Source organism: Paenibacillus tyrphae (assembly GCF_027925525.1).
In the GTDB taxonomy this organism is placed as follows: domain Bacteria; phylum Bacillota; class Bacilli; order Paenibacillales; family NBRC-103111; genus Paenibacillus_G; species Paenibacillus_G tyrfis_B.
In genome coordinates, this window is record NZ_BSDJ01000030.1 from 43,412 (window position 1) to 58,786 (window position 15,375).

Sequence of the window (15,375 nt, forward strand, 5' to 3'; positions counted from 1 at the left end):
ATACGATGCTAAATCCAAAAATTTTAATTATAGACGACGAATCATCCATCATTCATTTGATCCAGATGGTGCTGCAAAAAGAAGGCTTCCGCCATATTTACACGGCGGGAACGGCGCAGGAAGGGCTGCGGCTGCTGGAGCGGCACGGAGCGGACATTATTGTGCTGGACGTTATGCTGCCCGATCAGACCGGGTTCGAATTATGTCCGAAAATCAGGCAGATATCCGATGCGCATATTATTTTTTTGACCGCCCGGACGTCGGATCTGGACGTGCTGACCGGCTTCGCGACCGGCGGCGACGATTATGTGACCAAGCCGTTCAATCCGCTCGAAATTGCGGCCCGGATTAAAGCCAGGCTGCGCCGGAACAAGCCGGGATCTTCACCGCGGGAGACGGAGGACTCCCGGAGCCGCTACGACTTCGGGCGGTTCGTGCTCGACGAGCAGGCAGGGGAGCTGACGGTGAACGGAGAGACGGTTTCCTGTCCTGCGCAGGCTTATCAGCTCCTGCTGTATCTGTGCAAGCATCCAAATATCGTGTTCTCCAAAGCGCAGCTGTACGAAGCCGTATGGGGCATCGACGGCATGGGCGACGACAATACGGTGATGGTCCATATTCGTAAAATTCGCGAGCGCATCGAGTCCGATCCGGGCGATCCCAAGCATCTGGTTACCGTTCGCGGGCTCGGTTACAAGCTGCTCAAGGAGCAGGACCGATGAGCAAGGTGAGGCGAAGGCTTGCCGCGCACTTTACCGTGCAGTTTTTTTTCTTGTGGATGTTCGTGCTGGTCACCCTGATTGTCGTTCTGCTGCTGGTCATCCGATTCTTAACTAACCAGGATTTGAAAAAGACGTTTCCCGTCGGGGCTCTGGACACCATCATTACGGAAACGGTCGAGAACGAGGAAAGCGTGACGATTCCTTCACACTGGACCGATCAGCTTACGGAGCGGGGCTACTGGCTGCAGGTCGTAGACGCAGAAGGAAAGGTCATCGGCTCCATCAATGCCCCGAAGCGGCTCCCGGCGTCGTACGAGACCGCCGAGCTGCTGCAAATCGAGGAGAACGGGCGCTTCGATTCGTTCCGTGTCGGAACGAAGTTTAGCGGCGCGGGAAGCAAGCCGCTTCTATATATGCTCGGGACGGAGGACCTAGGGCCCGCGAAGCTGGAAGCGTGGATTCGCGCCTATGGAGAAGCGGGACGGGTCCGGCAGGAGGCGCTCCAGGAGCTGACGCGGCAGTTGGCGTCCGAAAACGCTTATGTGCAAATTATCGACGCGTCCGGCGCCATCGTGCAATCGGTCGGCGATTCGGCACGCAAGGAGCCTTACCGGCCGCTGGAGCTGATCGCGATGCGGGCGGAACCGGGCCTTTACCCGTCCGAGATGTCGTTTTATTACGACTCTTCCTCCGGGTATACATGGATTTTGCATAAGGCCAAGGCAGGGCCGCCTTTTGCCAGTCAGCCGATTCTTCATGAAGTCATTCTGACGCTAGTCATCACGGGAGGCGTGGTGCTGCTGCTGACCTTCGTCTTCTCGGTATGGCACGGTTACCGGTACGGCCAGCCGCTGCTGCTGTTCGTCGATTGGTTCGAGCGGATGGGACAGGGCCGCTATCAGGAAGCGCTTACGGAAAAAGACCGGAAGAAGGTGTTCCGCAAGAACGGCCGTATCCGTCTGCGCTACCGGCTGTACAAAGAAGTGATCGCAGGCTTCTACGAGATGGCGGCACGACTGGAAGCTTCGGAGCGGGAGCGCAGCCGCCTGGAGAAGACGCGGGAAGAATGGATGACCGGCATTTCTCACGATCTGCGGACGCCGCTCTCTACGATTCAGGGGTACGGACACCTGCTGGAAAGCGGGACGTTTGAGTGGGCCGAGCAGGAGCTTCGCGAGATGGGCAAGACGATTCGGGAAAAGGGCGATTACATGGTTGGCCTGCTCCAAGATTTCTCCCTGACCTTTCAGTTGAAAAACAATGCGGTCCCTTTCCTGCTTGAGGATGTCGAGCTGAACGAGTTCGTGCGCCGCATCGTTCTCCGATATGTGAACGACGTGACGATCGGGGACGTATCCTTCTCCTTCGAATGCGAGGAGGAACAGGCATTCACGGTGCGCGCGAACCCGAAGTGGTTTCAGCGTATGCTGGATAACCTGATCTCCAACGCGGTGAAGCATAACCCACCGGGGACGCTTATTACCGTTCGTACCGGAAGCGAGGGTGCGGATGCTTGGATTGGAGTGGAAGACAACGGCGCAGGCATGGACGAAGAGACGATGCGCAATCTGTTCGACAGGTACTACCGCGGGACGAATACGGAGGAGAAGACGGACGGCGCAGGGCTCGGTATGAGCATCGCCAAGGCGATTGTGACGGCCCATCAAGGCCGTATTGAAGTAACATCCCGGGTGGGCGAGGGGACGATCGTCCAGGTGCGGCTTCCACTCGTGGAACGCCCGGAGGCTTGATACGAAGAGGAGGAGAAAGCTATGAAAACCACAGGCTTGCGGCTTGCTTACATGTGCGCTGTGCTGAATGCCGTGATTATCGGATTTTCGTTTCTGTTCACGAAGCAGGCGCTGGAGTCGGCCGATCCGCTGGATACGCTCATGTTCCGCTTTCTGCTGTCGGCGGTCGTCATGTCTGTTCCGGCGGCCGTCGGCTGGATCAAGCTCGACTACAGCAACAAACGGATCAAGGACGTCCTGCTGCTGGCGGTATTTTACCCTGTCGCGTTCTTCGCCTTTCAAGCGTTCGGGCTGGTGCACGCCGGTTCCGCCGAAGGCGGCATTCTATACGCCTTCACACCGGTTATCACGATGCTGCTGGCCTCTTGGTTTTTGAAGGAGCGGACCAATGCGAAGCAGAAGCTGTCGATTTTTTTGTCCGTATTCGGGGTGGTCTTCGTCTTCGTCATGAACGGCAGATCGATCGATGTGAGCAACATGAACGGCTTGCTTCTGCTGTTCCTGTCCTGCGTCGCCTTCGCCGGATACAGCGTTATGGCCCGCTCGCTGTCGAAGCGGTTCAGCCCTTGGGAGTTGAGCTTCGTTACGACATGGCTCGGCTTCGGCGCGTTCCTGCTGATTTCGCTCGGCAAGCACGGGATGGACGGAACGCTCGGCCAACTGTTCGAGCCGCTCGGCAGCGGCCGTTTTATCGTCGCAATTGTATATTTGGGCGTGCTGTCCTCGCTGGTGACTTCGCTCTTGTCCAATTACGTGCTGTCCAAGATGGAAGCGTCCAAAATGAGCGTTTTCTCCAATCTCGGGACGGTCGTCTCGATTGCGGCAGGAGCGCTGGTACTCGGCGAAACGGTAACGGTCTATCATCTCGTCGGCTCGGTGATGATCATTGCCGGGGTGATCGGGGCGAACCGTTTCGGCACGAAGCGACAAGCTCCGGGCCAGCCTGCGGCTTCCGGCAAGAGCGGAGAGGACCCGTCCCGCGCATGACGGACGGACGAACAACGACGGCCCTCGTCTCCATAAGAGAAACGAGGGCCGTCCTATGTTCTACAGCTTAAATTCTTTTACAATACTTTGCAGATCCTCGGCCATTTTGGCCAGGGATTCCGAAGAGGAAGTTACTTCTTCAATGGAAGCCAATTGCTCCTGCGTGGAAGCCGAAATATTCTGGGTTCCGTCCGCAGACTGTCGAGCCACCTCCGAAATTTCGCTAACCAATTCAACGGCTTCTCCGGTGCTGGACTGCATTTGCCGTGCATATTCCGTAACGTTTTGAATCTGGATGGTCACTTGGTCGATGGACTCCCGGATCAGATCGAACGATTTCCCGGCTTCGTTGACGACTTCGATGCCGAGGCTCACTTCCTTGGTTCCCTGCTCCATGGAAGCGACGGCGTTCTGCGTCTCGTTCTGGATCGTAGAGATCAGCTCCCCGATCTGCGCAGCGGATTGGGAAGATTGCTCGGCCAACTGCCGGATCTCATTCGCTACCACGGCGAAGCCGCGTCCATGCTCTCCGGCGCGTGCCGCCTCAATAGCGGCGTTCAACGACAGCAAGTTGGTCTGCGTAGCGATGCCGGAGATGACCTTGGCGATATTTTCGATTTCGGTCGATCTCGCGCCCAAGCTTGAAATATTGGCGGCAATTTCGTTGACCGTCGTATTGATCGATTGCATCTGCCTGGTGACCGTTTGAATGGCCTGGTTTCCTTCCGTGGCGGCCTGCAGCGTGTGCTGGGAAGAATCCGTCACCTGCTGGGCATTCGCCGCCACCTGCTGAACGCCGTTCGCCACTTCCGTGATCGCGTTGACGCTGGCCTCGACGCCTTGCATCTGCCGTTCCGTTCCGTCGGCCATCTGCTCGATGGTTAAGGCAATAAGCTGCGTCGCCTTGCTTGTTTCCCCGGCGTTCACCGACAATTGCTCCGCCGAAGCGGCAACCTCCTCCGCGGTCAGCGTAACCTGGGAAACGAAGGTGTGCAGACTCTCCACCATGGTATTGACCGACTGGGCCAATTGTCCCACTTCATCCTGCGTACGGATAGGCAAAGGCTCAACCTTCAAATTGCCATCGGCGACCTGTTTGGTAACGGCAGCCATTTCCGCAATCGGTCTCGAAATTTGTCTGCCCAAGAAATAAGCAGCAACAATGACCAGAGCAACCACAATCAGCAGGATGATCAGGACGTTCTGCTCGATCTTCGAGGCTTCCGCCGTGATCGTTGTCACCGGCAAATGAAGATACAGGCCGTACCCTGTCTGCGGGATCGGGGAATAGGCGACCATGTAAGTTTTGCCGCCGTCGGTGTAGGTGGTCGAGCCCGTTTGCTTGTTTCCGACTTTCAGGATATCCGCCAGCAGCGGCGAGACGCCGGAGTCGGCTACGCTTTTTCCGATGAGTTCCTTCACAGGATGCAGCTGAATAATTCCGTTGGAATCGACGACAATCGGATAGCCTTCTCCGTCATTGATCATCAGCGGCTTTACGTATTTATCCATAAAACCTTCGAAATTGACAAGCCCGGTAAGCACGCCGATCACTGCATCGTTAGCGTCTTTGACGGGTGTGGCTACAATAATGGAGCGTTTGCCGGTCGTTTTGGCTAGCAATACTTCAGTATACGTCGATTTTCCTTGCAAACCGTTTTTGAAAAACGGTCTTTCCCCTAAGTTAACGCCGACGCTGGCTTCGATAGTATCGGCCGTTACGATGCCGTTAGGAGAAATAAAGGTGTTGCCGTCGAAAACTTTGGTGCTTTCCGTAAAGTTTTTGATAAACTTGGTCTTCGCCGCCGCATCATTCGACCGGATATCGGTGGTAGAAGCCAATATTTTCACTTCGGCCATACGTTCGGATATGTATTGGTCGATCAGCGTCGCGGTGCTGACCACCAGCTTTTCGTACGATTCGGACTGCTTCTTGATCAATTCCGCCGAGCTTGTCTTGGAAATATAATAGGAAATCGACAGGACCGGCACAAGCGATACGATCAAAAACCAGGCGATCATTTTATTCTTCAGCTTTTTGCTGAACCATCCGGTCAGCTTGCCGAATTGTCCGGCTTGCATCTGCGGTTTAGCGCGTTCCTCCATCATCTCATCCTCGCTTACTTCGGTAATTTTGCGCAGGCTTGCTGCAAAGAAAAAACGGACTGCTGAGCATAGAGTCGGCAGTCCGTAAGACGGTTAGTATCCGAGTGCCGCCCCTTCACCGCGCGGGTCGGCTCCGCCAAATTTCACGTTCGTTTCCGGATCAATCAGAATGACTCCCGATTGCCCGACCGCATCAGTATAATCGTCTATCATTTTGACAGGATGACCGCGACGGATCAGCTCATCCTGAACGCTTTTCGAAATGCGTCCTTCCAGCTTCAAGTCGTTGGAGGTAGATCCCCAGTTGCGTCCGTGCAGCCAGCGAGGCGCTTCGATCGCATCTTGAACGGGCATGCCGAAATCGACGATGCGGGTAACAAGTGCGGCTTGCGTCTGCGGCTGTCCTTCGCCGCCTTGGGTACCGTAGATCATGTACGGCTTGTCGTTTTTGAACAGCATCGCCGGGTTGATCGTATGGAACGAGCGTTTTTTCGGCTCCAGATGGTTGACTTCCTTAGGATCCAAGGAGAAGTAGCTGCCCCGGTTCTGAAGCAGAACGCCGGTGTCCTTCGCTACGATCCCCGAACCGTAATCGAAGTAATGGCTTTGAATCAACGATACGGCGTTGCCTTCTTTGTCGATGAAGCCCATCCAGGTCGTATCGCCCTTCGGATCCATCGGCACAACGTCGGCTGCGGCTTTGTTCATATCGATACGTTTCGCCATTTCTTTGCCATGCTCAGGGGAGAGCAGGTAATCCACCGGAATGTCGGCAAATTTCGGATCGGTCAGCCACTTGTTGCGGTCCGCGAACGCTTGCTTCGTCGCTTCTACGATCAGGTGGTAGTACTCCGGCGTCCCTTCGCCCAAGCTTTTCACATCGAAGTTGTTCAAAATGTTCAGGATCGAAAGGGAAGCAATGCCTTGCGAGTTCGGCGGAACGTTGTATGCCTTGTACCCGCGGTAATCCGTCGAAATCGGCTTTTGCCACTCGGCTTTGTAGTTCGCAAAGTCGTTCAGGGTCAGCAGTCCGCCGTTCGCTTGCACGTCCTTGACGATTTTCTCGGCGACATCGCCTTTATAGAAGCCGTCCGCGCCTTTTTTGGCAATGACCTTTAACGTTTTGGCCAAATCCGGCTGCTTCATCAGCTCGCCTGCTTTGTACGCCTGTCCGTCAGGCTTCAAGTAGGTTTTGGCCCAGCCTTCGAAGCGCTGCAGATGCTTCAGCTCGTCATCCTTCGTATCCAGATTGACATTGGTCCAATATACCTGGTTCGGCGTAACAGGGAAGCCGTCTTCCGCATATTTGATTGCCGGTTTGAGCAAAGAACGCCACGGCTTGCTGTTGCCGATCTCTTCGTCGGCGTAGTTGTACGCTTCCCACCAGCCGGAAACCGTGCCCGGTACCGTGTTAGCCGACAAGTAGCCTCTGGAAGGGATTTTGCTGTAGCCCTGGCTTTTATAGTAATCGATGGTGGCTTTCTCGCTCGAAGGACCGCTTGCATTTAACGCTTTGAGCTCTTTCTTTTTGGCGTTGTAGATCAGCCAGAAACTGTCTCCGCCGATGCTCGTGTAATGCGGGTAAATAACGGCCAGCGTAGCCGCTGCGGTGATGGCTGCGTCTACGGCGTTGCCGCCGTCCTCCAGCACCTTCAAGGCCGCTGCCGAGGCCAAATAATGTTGAGTCGTGACCATTCCGCTAGGCGCCATGGTAGTCGGACGATTTGCAGCTCCGGCGCTTGAAACCGTAGAGAGGCATAAAGCCGCGACGGTTCCCAAAATAGCCATTTTCTTCTTGCTTGCTCGCATTCGTTTTCCTCCTCTTCGTTGTCCAGCAGATTTTGTTCGCCTGTCAAAAGAGAGTGGAAAAGCAAAAAAGGAGACAGAACTATGCCGTCACCTTTGTTCTTATCCTTGATGACAGGTAGCTGGCTGGCGTAGCCGCTATAGGAATAGCAGCCTTAGCCCCTCTAGTTTTGCGTCCTATTCTTTCGAATAGTTTGCCTTTTTCATGTTAAAAGGATCCCGTATGGAAAATTCAGCCTATGGCCTTGTAGGAAATATACACCATTTTTCCTAGTCCGGCAATTGTTTTTTTTGTAAAATTCCTCACAATCAGACATATAGTTTGAAAAATCGACATAAATGTCGAAAAACGTCGTATGAAAACCATTTCAGAAACGGCAACAAGCGAAGCCCGCGGTGATCCAAATCATCCGCAAGAGCTTCGCTCTATCTTGAGAGCCGCACCCGCAGGCGCAGTACGATTCCATGACTATGGACTTATAAAAACTTTTGGGCTGCGCTGCGCTCCTGATTTACCCGGATTTCATCGAGGTAATTGTAGAGCGTGAACTTGGAAATGTCTAAAAATTGACATACCTTGTCGCCGGCTTTTTTCACGAGAAACGCGCCCCGGGCGTCCAAAAACTGCACCGCCTTGATCTTATCCTCTTTGGCCATATGGGACACGGGCTTGCCGATCGACTTCTGGCATTCCTGCAGCAAATAATCGACAAGATCGTTCACGTCGTTCACGAACACTTCCTTGACCTCCTGATCGAGGCTGTGCATGGTGAGCGACCGGATCGTATTTTCCGCCACGAGCAGATCCGAAATATCGAAGTTGATGCACAAAGCTCCGACCGTCTCGCCCTTGCCGTTCTTGATATACGTGGTCGACGAGCGCAAAATTTTGCCGTCCTTCGTCTGCGTAATATAGTTGTACCGGTCGCCGTCGGTGACCGTGCCGCGCAGCACTTCGAGCCCGAGGTTGCTGCCGCAGTCGCCGACCTTCCTTCCGGTAATGTGGCCGTTTTCGATGGCGACGATCGTGCTCTCGTACCCCTGTGTCAAATCGTGCAGCACGACCTCGCATTTATCCCCGAACTGCGCAGCAATGCAGCGAATCATGGGAAGGAGGAAGCTGATCTCCTCTTTAACCGATTCCAATCCGTCTCACTTCTTTCCTTCAGTGTGCAAACCCCGTGAGTTTCAAAAAAATAGTTTGAGCACCAAAAAAGTTTTCTGTATCTTTAGTATCTTCGCAATCGGAAATCTTGTCAACCGAATTCGATGGACGGACAAACGGGCGGTCGGCGAATGTTTGGAAATAATTGTAGGCAGGGACGCCAGGAAGGTATAATGAGGGGGAACGATCCTTACACAGCTATGAAGGAGGCTGTCCTATGAATCACCGATGGTTGGAATGGGCCAAGCAGATTCAAGCAATCGCGCAGACCGGATTGGCGTATACGAAGGATGTCTACGATCGGGAGCGGTTCGAGGAATTGCGGCAAATGAGCGTCGACATTCTGGCTCATTACACGGAGACGGACCCCGGGAAAATCAAGCTGACGTTCGCCAGCGATACCGGCTATGCCACGCCGAAGGTGGACATTCGCGGCGTCGTGTTCCGGGACGGGAAGCTTCTGCTGGTCCGCGAAAAGCACGACGGCGTCTGGTCGCTTCCGGGGGGATGGGCGGATATCGGCTTGTCGCCGTCGGAGGTTGCGGTCAAGGAAATCAAGGAGGAATCGGGCTTCGATGCAAGGCCTGTCCGGCTGCTCGCCGTGCTGGACAAGAAATTTCACGGCCATCCGCCGGAGCCGTATCATATTTATAAGCTGTTTATCCGATGCGACATTATCGGAGGGAGCGCCACGACCGGGGTGGAAACGTCGGCCGTCGGTTTTTTCGGCGAAGACGAGCTGCCCGTCTTATCGGTAGAGCGTAACACCGAGGCACAGCTGCGGACGATGTTCGAGTTTCTCCGCGATCCGGACAAACCGGTCATTTTGGATTGATGAGGGGCGGAGGGCCCTAGGCTTGTTGAGAACGTGGGCGATTGAGATAATAGAGGTTACGAGGGGGCGGGGTATCCACTTCCGGTCACTCTTGTCCGCAGGAAATTTTGATTTGAAGCCGCTTCGCAGCGGATATTTCCCGCGGACAAAGGCGAACGCTATCGCTCCTCCAGTGCATACCCCACCTCCGTATGTTTCTCTATTTCAGTCAAAAACCACTTTTCAACACTCAGAGGGGCGGAAGCCCCTCTTTTTGAGGTTATGGCGAGGAGGCAGTGCGCCGTATAAGCGGCTCTGCGAAAGGGGATAGGCTTGCTCGTACGGCATGACGAGGCTAGTTCAAGCGCTGAACGATTTCGTAGGCGTTGCCGCAAGGGGCTTCGAAATAGACCGCATAATATGTCGCATAATAGGTCACGTTGATCGGGAACAGCTTCGGCCCGCGTTACCTGGAGGGCGATATGGCTGAATCTGTTCGTGTTAGATTCTCTCCTCCAGGTTGGCGATGACTTGCTCCCAGCGGTGCTTCATTTCTTCTCGGCGGAACGCGTCCTCGAGCTTTTCCTGATGGAAGCTGATCATCGTTTTTCCCGAGCTTGCCGGCAGCAGACGGATTTGAACGGTAGACGCATGCTCCCAATCCTGAGGCTGCCAAGTCATGCGGAGCTGGGACAGCGGCTTAAGCACCCGCAGCTGGCCGGACGTGCCGTCTTCGGTCAAATAGGCTTCCCCTTGCTGCGGGAGAGAGGGCAGCACGCCCAGCCACAAGCGCAGCCCTTCCGGCGCGGTCAGCAACTCCCAGGCCCGTTCCGGGGAAACCGGCAGCGTCCGGCGCACCCCGATCTGGAAGCCGGACGCCGCCGTCAATCCCGCGGGTCTACGGCCCCGCTTCTGCTCGAAGGCGGCGGCGATCGTCTCGCCCCAACGCGGCTCCACGTCATGCTCGTCGCGCAAATAGTTAACGATATCCTCGTAGGACCAGGTCTGGTCCACGGTTTTCTGCAAAATCATCAGCCACTCTTCCCGCGTATGGCCGGTTTCGTCCGGTAAAGCTTGCTTGGAGATCGGGGTCGTCATCGTTTCATCCTCCAAAACGTTAGATAATCCTATTATAAACAAACTTCACTGACACGGATGGCCAGTGAAGTTATAAGGTTTCGTAATATTCGGCAAGCGCGGAGGCGATGCCCGCCATGCATTCTTTGAGCGGGAGCGGCTCGACGGCAAAGATCGATCCCCCGTAGCCGAGCAGCATGTAAGGCAAGCGGGTGTAGGTGAACGACTCGGTGACTTGAAACTGCGCATGATCGGCCGACCGTTCGACGAGCGTGTGACCGAGCAGCCAGTGTCGGCAGAGATCGTTAATCGCCTGCGGCTGTCCTTGGATGCGGACAGTAATCAGTTCTTCTTGCGTCTCGGGGCCCGGCAGCAGATCCTTCAGCAAAAACTGCCGGGCGGAAAACCCGCCCGGCCGCACGAAGCTCTCCTCGGTGCGCGTCCAATCGCGGATACGGTCGACCCGGAAGCTGCGGATTTCCCGGCGGAGCCGGCAGTAAGCGACGATATACCATGCGCTCTTCCAATGGACCAGCCCGTACGGATCGATGTTCCGCTCTGTAACGTCGGATTCGTAGCCCGATTGATAGGCGATCCGCAGGGTAAGGCCTTCGGCGGCGGACTGCTCCAATACCTGCAGAACCGACTCGAGCCGGGGAGAGACTGGCGGATGGATGACCTCCAGTCCCGATTCGCGCCGCTCCAGCGCATGGAGCTGCTCCTCGTTCGTGTATCTCTTGAGCTTGGCAACGGCCCGCTCCAGCGCTTCGCCGTAGGGATAGCCCGCCTGCTGGGCGAAAGCCGCCGCATGGACGAGCGCCGTCTGCTCCTCTAAATCAAAAAACAACGGGGCCTCGTTGAACGATTCGAGCAAGCTGTAGCCGCCATGATGCCCGGCATCGGCGACGACGGGAACCCCGCTGGTGCACAAAGCGTCGATGCACCGGTAGACGGTGCGCACATGAATCTCCAGCTCGTCCGCGAGCTGTTGGGCGGTCATGCGCTTCCCCTTTTTAAGCAGCCACAGGATCGATAACATATTGTCCGCTTTAGACATAGCTTGATGCTCCTTTTCTAAGCGGCTGAAGGGATTATGGAAGCGCGGCCTCCATGATCGTCAGAATATCCTTCGGATGCCGCAGACGGTAATTGGCCGCAATTCCGGCATCGTACGCTCCCCACAGCGCCAGTCCGGAGGCGACGCCCGCTCCGGCCGCGCACTGCATATCGTAGATGCTGTCTCCAATGTACAGCGTGTCCTTCGGCTCTGCTTCAAGCCGCTTCAAGGCGGTCAGAATCGGCTCGGGATGCGGCTTATGCCGGGCCGTATCGTCGGCGCAGACGACGACATCGAAGTAAGGGTGCAGGTCGAACCGGGCAAAATCTTTGATATATTCCGTGCGTGTCTTGGAGGTGACGATGCCGGTCCGCAGCCCGAGCTCTTTGACCCGGCGCAGCATCGGTTCGATGCCTTCGAATACGCGGATTTGGTAGTCATACCGCTCCATCAGCCGGTTCCAGCGTTTCGCGGCTTCCTCAATATCTTGAATCCCGAAGCGGGGGAGCGAGCGGACGCTCGGTATGCCGAGCACAAAGGTAAGATCCTCAGGCTCATAAGGGATGTTCCTCTCCTGCAACAGGTCCGACAGTGAACTAAGAATCGCCTGCTCCGTATCGAGCAGCGTACCATCTACATCGAATAATAGACAAGGATACATGAGGAATCAATCCTTTCGTTATGAATAATGCAATATAACTTAATTATACTTATAAAAACTTGTATTAACAAGTGAATGTCAATGAATATAAGTAATAATACCTAAATTACATAATGAAATATGCATAATTTCGTGATTTTTATGCATTCGCAAAATCAAGGTTTCCATACGCCGTTCCTTCTGCTACAATAGCAACAACAAACGAAAGCCGTATGCGACTGGCGAAAAGAGTGGATAACCACAAGGGAGCATGCGGTCGGAATCTTGCCGTTCGCCTGGGTAAAAGTATTTGCCGAAGACTCGTTGGAGTAGCTTTGGCGGATGCTTTTTTTTCGTTTATGTGCCCAATTCTAGTGAAAATACATTGGAGGTCGAGCCCTATGGCGCAACTGCTCAAAGCGAAAGAGGCGGCGGATCAAGTGTATGATCGGATTCTCAAGCGAACGGAGGAATGGAAGGCTGCCGGATGTCAGCCTTGCATGGGGGTTATTTTAGTCGAAGGCGATCCCGCCTCGCTGCTCTATGTCCGGGCCAAGCAAAAGATTGCCGGAAGGCTGGGCATTGCGTTCCAGTTGAAAACGTTCCGGCCTGACGTGCGGGAAAGCGAAGTGATGAGCCTGATCGCCGAGTGGAACGCCGATCCCGACGTTCACGGGATTATGCTGGAGCTTCCGCTGCCGAAGCATTGGTCCCAGGTACGGATCGAGAGCGCCATCGCACCGCAGAAGGACGTAGACGGGGTAACGCCTGCAAGCAAGCTGGCAACGATGACGGGCGCCGAGGGTCTTTACCCCGCCACGCCGCAGGCTTGCATTCGGCTGCTTCGGCATTACGGCTACCGGCTGGAAGGCAGTAACGTTGCGTTGATCGGCCGGGGCCAGACGGTAGGGCTGCCGCTCTTCCATATGCTGCAGCGAGAGCAAGCCACCGTCACCGTCTGTCACTCGCGCACCCCGGATCTTGCCTTCCATCTGCGGCATGCGGAGATTGCTTTTGCTGCGGCAGGACAGCCTGGCCTTGTGACCCGGGAGATGGTTCACCCGGAGCTCGTTCTCATCGATGCGGGAATTAACGAATCGGCAGACGGAAGTATCGCAGGGGATGTGTCTGCAGGAGCGGCCGAAGCGGTGAAGGCGGTATCCCCGGTACCCGGCGGCGTCGGGACGCTCACGACGGCGATTTTATTCGAAAATGTGCTGAAAGCGCTGGAGCTGCAGGTCCGAGGAAAGGTGGCGGGACAATGACGTCAACGGTATGGTGGAACCGAATGGTGGGGGAGTTCGTTCGGGAGGCCGGAAGCGTGGAGCCGACGCCGGGAGGAGGCAGTGTGGCCGCTCTCGCTGCAGCGCTCGGAGCCGCGATGGCGTCGATGGCAAGCCGTCTGTCGCAGGGGGAGGCCTTCGCCTCATTCCAAACTTCCATAGGCGAAACTCTGGAGACGATGAACCGGCTTACCCGGGCGTGCGAGGAGCTGCTGGAAGCGGATATCCGCGCGTTCGAGGAATATATGAGGGCGCTGAAGCTGCCTAAGGAAAGCGAAGAGGAGCGGGAGGCAAGACGCACGGCGATCGATGAAGCGGCCATGGGTGCCACCGGGGTCCCGCTCCGGCTGGTGCAGGTATGCTTGGACGGGCTGCGGAATGCGGAGCGGATCGCCGGGTGCTGCAACAAACATGTCGTCTCGGATCTGGGCATCGGGGCGCTGCTGTTCGAAGCGTCCGCCCAATCCGCCGGGTTGACCGTGCGGATCAACTTGCGTTCGCTGAGAAACGCGGACCTTCGAGCGCAATATGAACGGCAGATGACCGCGATGCTTCAGGAGGCGGAGTCGCTCAAAACGCAGGTGCTCCGAACCGTCCACAGCCGGATTGCGGGGCATTGACCAATCGCTGGTGCCGGCTGATTCCGGTCGCAGGCAGGTGTTTGAAAAAAGTCACAATTGCCCAATGCTTGGCGAATTCCGGCAGTTTATAATAAAGATGAATCTTTGGGCTCGTCCGGTGCGGGCCAGAAGACAGCGGTTACATTCTATTTCTTATTTGGAGGTCATGCCATGTTGAATCATCCCATTGGCCGCTTGCGCATCGTCGCTTTTATCGAGGGGATGTCCTATCTCGTTCTGCTGGCCATCGCCATGCCGCTCAAGTATTTTCTGGATATGCCGCAAGCCGTCAAAATTGTCGGATCGCTCCACGGCCTGTTGTTCGTGCTGTACGTGCTGGCCGTCATCCACGTCACCTTCGCTCACCGCTGGACCGTGCTGAAAGTGCTGTTCGCCATGCTTGCCGCCTTCATTCCGTTCGGCAATTTTATCCTGGATTCTCGCTTATTGAAAAACAGCCGTTAGGCGACCCGAAAAAGGCAGCCGCATGGAGAAGCTTGCAGGTCTGCCTTTCGCAGCCGCCTATAACGATTTGTCCGAAAAGACTCCGGTAAGGAGTTTTTCTCATTTTCTTGTTTTACAACCGTTTGGTTCACCGACCCGAATTACTCCTGCAAGTTCCTCTGCTTAGGTTAGCTTATCCCACTTGGCCCACATTTTGCGCGGATTTAGCTCGTACTCTTCGTTGTCCCGGAACATGAACCGGTGCATAATAAATTCCCTGCGGATCGTCGCAAAGTCCTCGTGATACTGTCGGATGAAGTCGTTGATTTCTTGCTCCGTATACTTTCGTCCCTTCTCCAATCGGGAGACGATATGCTCCAGGACGATCAGCTTTTTCTTCAACTGGGCAGGCACGTGCTTTAATTTGCCTTCGGAGGTGAAGAAGTTTTTCAGAACGGATTGCTGCAGACGTTCGGCTTTGTCCTCGGGCATGGAAGGCCCTCCTGTCTCGTTGGAATGGGAGTAGATCAGCTCTACCGAAGCGGCGGCGTTCGCCTTGATGAAGTGATGATTTAGCGAAAAGTAGATGGTATTCTTCACCCGGCGCTCATAAAGCAAGCTGGCTTCCCGCAGTTTGGCGGCGTGGTGGGTAATGGTGGCAGGGGTTACGCCTAATTTGTCGGCGAGCACCTGTCCGTTCAGCTCCCCGTCCGCCAGCAGGATAAGGATGCGGATTCTTGTCGGGTCGGCGAGCGCTTTATGATAGTTGACGATCTTATCCAGCTGCATGGGTTGAAGATCACCTCCATGTTTTTTAGTGCGCATCTAATTTAATATTTATCTAATTAGATAATATTCAAATTAGCTTCTGCTGTCAATGAAATCCAATGAATTTACTGTAGC

The 15,375-nt window shown here is 55.2% G+C and carries 14 protein-coding genes and 2 riboswitches; of the genes, 7 read left to right on the plus strand and 7 right to left on the minus strand.

All coding sequences use genetic code 11. The annotated features are described in order from the left end of the window. The first annotated feature begins 5 nt into the window (after nt 1–5). The 3 genes from QMG93_RS27210 to QMG93_RS27220 are packed head-to-tail and all read left to right on the plus strand — an operon-like array spanning nt 6 to nt 3,460. Complete coding sequence (locus QMG93_RS27210) at nt 6–722, plus strand: response regulator transcription factor (protein WP_281942141.1); 717 nt, start codon at nt 6–8, stop codon at nt 720–722. Beyond that, nucleotides 719–2,473, plus strand: coding sequence for a sensor histidine kinase (locus QMG93_RS27215; RefSeq protein WP_281942143.1), 1,755 nt, complete (start codon nt 719–721; stop codon nt 2,471–2,473). Before QMG93_RS27210 ends, QMG93_RS27215 begins: the two co-directional genes overlap by 4 nt. 21 nt (nt 2,474–2,494) lie before the next feature. Continuing rightward, nucleotides 2,495–3,460: a DMT family transporter gene (locus QMG93_RS27220; protein WP_281942145.1), complete on the plus strand. Its 966-nt coding sequence runs from the start codon at nt 2,495–2,497 to the stop codon at nt 3,458–3,460. Nucleotides 3,461–3,520: 60 nt separating this feature from the next. Here QMG93_RS27220 and QMG93_RS27225 read toward each other — a convergent pair whose 3' ends face one another. From QMG93_RS27225 to QMG93_RS27235, 3 genes are all read right to left on the minus strand, one after another. Next, nucleotides 3,521–5,569 (minus strand): methyl-accepting chemotaxis protein, encoded by a 2,049-nt coding sequence (locus tag QMG93_RS27225; protein WP_281942147.1) that lies wholly within the window; start codon nt 5,567–5,569, stop codon nt 3,521–3,523. A 90-nt stretch (nt 5,570–5,659) separates the two neighbouring features. Beyond that, entirely contained in the window at nt 5,660–7,375 is a 1,716-nt protein-coding gene (gene ggt, locus QMG93_RS27230) for a gamma-glutamyltransferase (protein WP_281942148.1), read from the minus strand. A 111-nt stretch (nt 7,376–7,486) separates the two neighbouring features. Continuing rightward, nucleotides 7,487–7,581, minus strand: a riboswitch (cyclic di-GMP riboswitch). A gap of 268 nt (nt 7,582–7,849) precedes the next feature. Beyond that, nucleotides 7,850–8,518 carry a transcriptional regulator gene (locus tag QMG93_RS27235; RefSeq protein ID WP_281942150.1) on the minus strand — a complete coding sequence of 223 codons (669 nt, stop codon included), beginning with the start codon at nt 8,516–8,518 and terminating at the stop codon, nt 7,850–7,852. Between the two features lie 236 nt (nt 8,519–8,754). Here QMG93_RS27235 and QMG93_RS27240 point away from each other — a divergent pair, with 236 nt between their 5' ends. Further along, complete coding sequence (locus tag QMG93_RS27240; protein WP_281942151.1) at nt 8,755–9,372, plus strand: NUDIX hydrolase; 618 nt, start codon at nt 8,755–8,757, stop codon at nt 9,370–9,372. A gap of 480 nt (nt 9,373–9,852) precedes the next feature. On the opposite strand, the gene QMG93_RS27245 is transcribed toward QMG93_RS27240, so the two are convergent. The 3 genes from QMG93_RS27245 to QMG93_RS27255 form a co-directional block, all read right to left on the minus strand. Beyond that, the gene (locus QMG93_RS27245) at nt 9,853–10,449 is read right to left on the minus strand and encodes an SRPBCC family protein (RefSeq protein ID WP_281942153.1); all 597 of its coding nucleotides are present in this window, start codon (nt 10,447–10,449) and stop codon (nt 9,853–9,855) included. Between the two features lie 70 nt (nt 10,450–10,519). Continuing rightward, a complete protein-coding gene (locus tag QMG93_RS27250) occupies nt 10,520–11,485 on the minus strand; it encodes a helix-turn-helix transcriptional regulator (RefSeq protein ID WP_281942155.1) in 966 nt (321 codons plus the stop codon). Nucleotides 11,486–11,519: 34 nt separating this feature from the next. Next, on the minus strand, nt 11,520–12,146 hold the full coding sequence (locus QMG93_RS27255) for an HAD family hydrolase (protein ID WP_281942157.1): 627 nt from the start codon (nt 12,144–12,146) through the stop codon (nt 11,520–11,522). 204 nt (nt 12,147–12,350) lie between these two features. Then, nucleotides 12,351–12,434, plus strand: a riboswitch (ZMP/ZTP riboswitch). A gap of 92 nt (nt 12,435–12,526) precedes the next feature. Between QMG93_RS27255 and QMG93_RS27260 the strand changes: the two genes are divergently transcribed. From QMG93_RS27260 to QMG93_RS27270, 3 genes are all read left to right on the plus strand, one after another. Then, on the plus strand, nt 12,527–13,390 hold the full coding sequence (locus QMG93_RS27260; protein ID WP_281942159.1) for a bifunctional 5,10-methylenetetrahydrofolate dehydrogenase/5,10-methenyltetrahydrofolate cyclohydrolase: 864 nt from the start codon (nt 12,527–12,529) through the stop codon (nt 13,388–13,390). Continuing rightward, nucleotides 13,387–14,028 carry a cyclodeaminase/cyclohydrolase family protein gene (locus QMG93_RS27265; RefSeq protein WP_281942161.1) on the plus strand — a complete coding sequence of 214 codons (642 nt, stop codon included), beginning with the start codon at nt 13,387–13,389 and terminating at the stop codon, nt 14,026–14,028. Before QMG93_RS27260 ends, QMG93_RS27265 begins: the two co-directional genes overlap by 4 nt. Nucleotides 14,029–14,199: 171 nt before the next feature. Beyond that, nucleotides 14,200–14,493, plus strand: a complete 294-nt coding sequence (locus QMG93_RS27270) for a DUF3817 domain-containing protein (protein WP_054976822.1) — start codon at nt 14,200–14,202, stop codon at nt 14,491–14,493. 162 nt (nt 14,494–14,655) lie between these two features. Here QMG93_RS27270 and QMG93_RS27275 read toward each other — a convergent pair whose 3' ends face one another. Then, a complete protein-coding gene (locus tag QMG93_RS27275; RefSeq protein WP_281942164.1) occupies nt 14,656–15,261 on the minus strand; it encodes a metalloregulator ArsR/SmtB family transcription factor in 606 nt (201 codons plus the stop codon). Between the last annotated feature and the right edge of the window lie 114 nt (nt 15,262–15,375).

What these genes read in the sequence shown, in the direction of transcription:
- QMG93_RS27210 (WP_281942141.1), top strand. Translation starts at nt 6, where the DNA reads ATGCTAAATCCAAAAATTTTAATTATAGACGACGAATCATCCATCATT.
- QMG93_RS27215 (WP_281942143.1), top strand. Translation starts at nt 719, where the DNA reads ATGAGCAAGGTGAGGCGAAGGCTTGCCGCGCACTTTACCGTGCAGTTT.
- QMG93_RS27220 (WP_281942145.1), top strand. Translation starts at nt 2,495, where the DNA reads ATGAAAACCACAGGCTTGCGGCTTGCTTACATGTGCGCTGTGCTGAAT.
- QMG93_RS27225 (WP_281942147.1), bottom strand. Translation starts at nt 5,569, where the DNA reads ATGATGGAGGAACGCGCTAAACCGCAGATGCAAGCCGGACAATTCGGC.
- ggt (WP_281942148.1), bottom strand. Translation starts at nt 7,375, where the DNA reads ATGCGAGCAAGCAAGAAGAAAATGGCTATTTTGGGAACCGTCGCGGCT.
- QMG93_RS27240 (WP_281942151.1), top strand. Translation starts at nt 8,755, where the DNA reads ATGAATCACCGATGGTTGGAATGGGCCAAGCAGATTCAAGCAATCGCG.
- QMG93_RS27245 (WP_281942153.1), bottom strand. Translation starts at nt 10,449, where the DNA reads ATGACGACCCCGATCTCCAAGCAAGCTTTACCGGACGAAACCGGCCAT.
- QMG93_RS27250 (WP_281942155.1), bottom strand. Translation starts at nt 11,485, where the DNA reads ATGTCTAAAGCGGACAATATGTTATCGATCCTGTGGCTGCTTAAAAAG.
- QMG93_RS27255 (WP_281942157.1), bottom strand. Translation starts at nt 12,146, where the DNA reads ATGTATCCTTGTCTATTATTCGATGTAGATGGTACGCTGCTCGATACG.
- QMG93_RS27260 (WP_281942159.1), top strand. Translation starts at nt 12,527, where the DNA reads ATGGCGCAACTGCTCAAAGCGAAAGAGGCGGCGGATCAAGTGTATGAT.
- QMG93_RS27265 (WP_281942161.1), top strand. Translation starts at nt 13,387, where the DNA reads ATGACGTCAACGGTATGGTGGAACCGAATGGTGGGGGAGTTCGTTCGG.
- QMG93_RS27270 (WP_054976822.1), top strand. Translation starts at nt 14,200, where the DNA reads ATGTTGAATCATCCCATTGGCCGCTTGCGCATCGTCGCTTTTATCGAG.
- QMG93_RS27275 (WP_281942164.1), bottom strand. Translation starts at nt 15,261, where the DNA reads ATGCAGCTGGATAAGATCGTCAACTATCATAAAGCGCTCGCCGACCCG.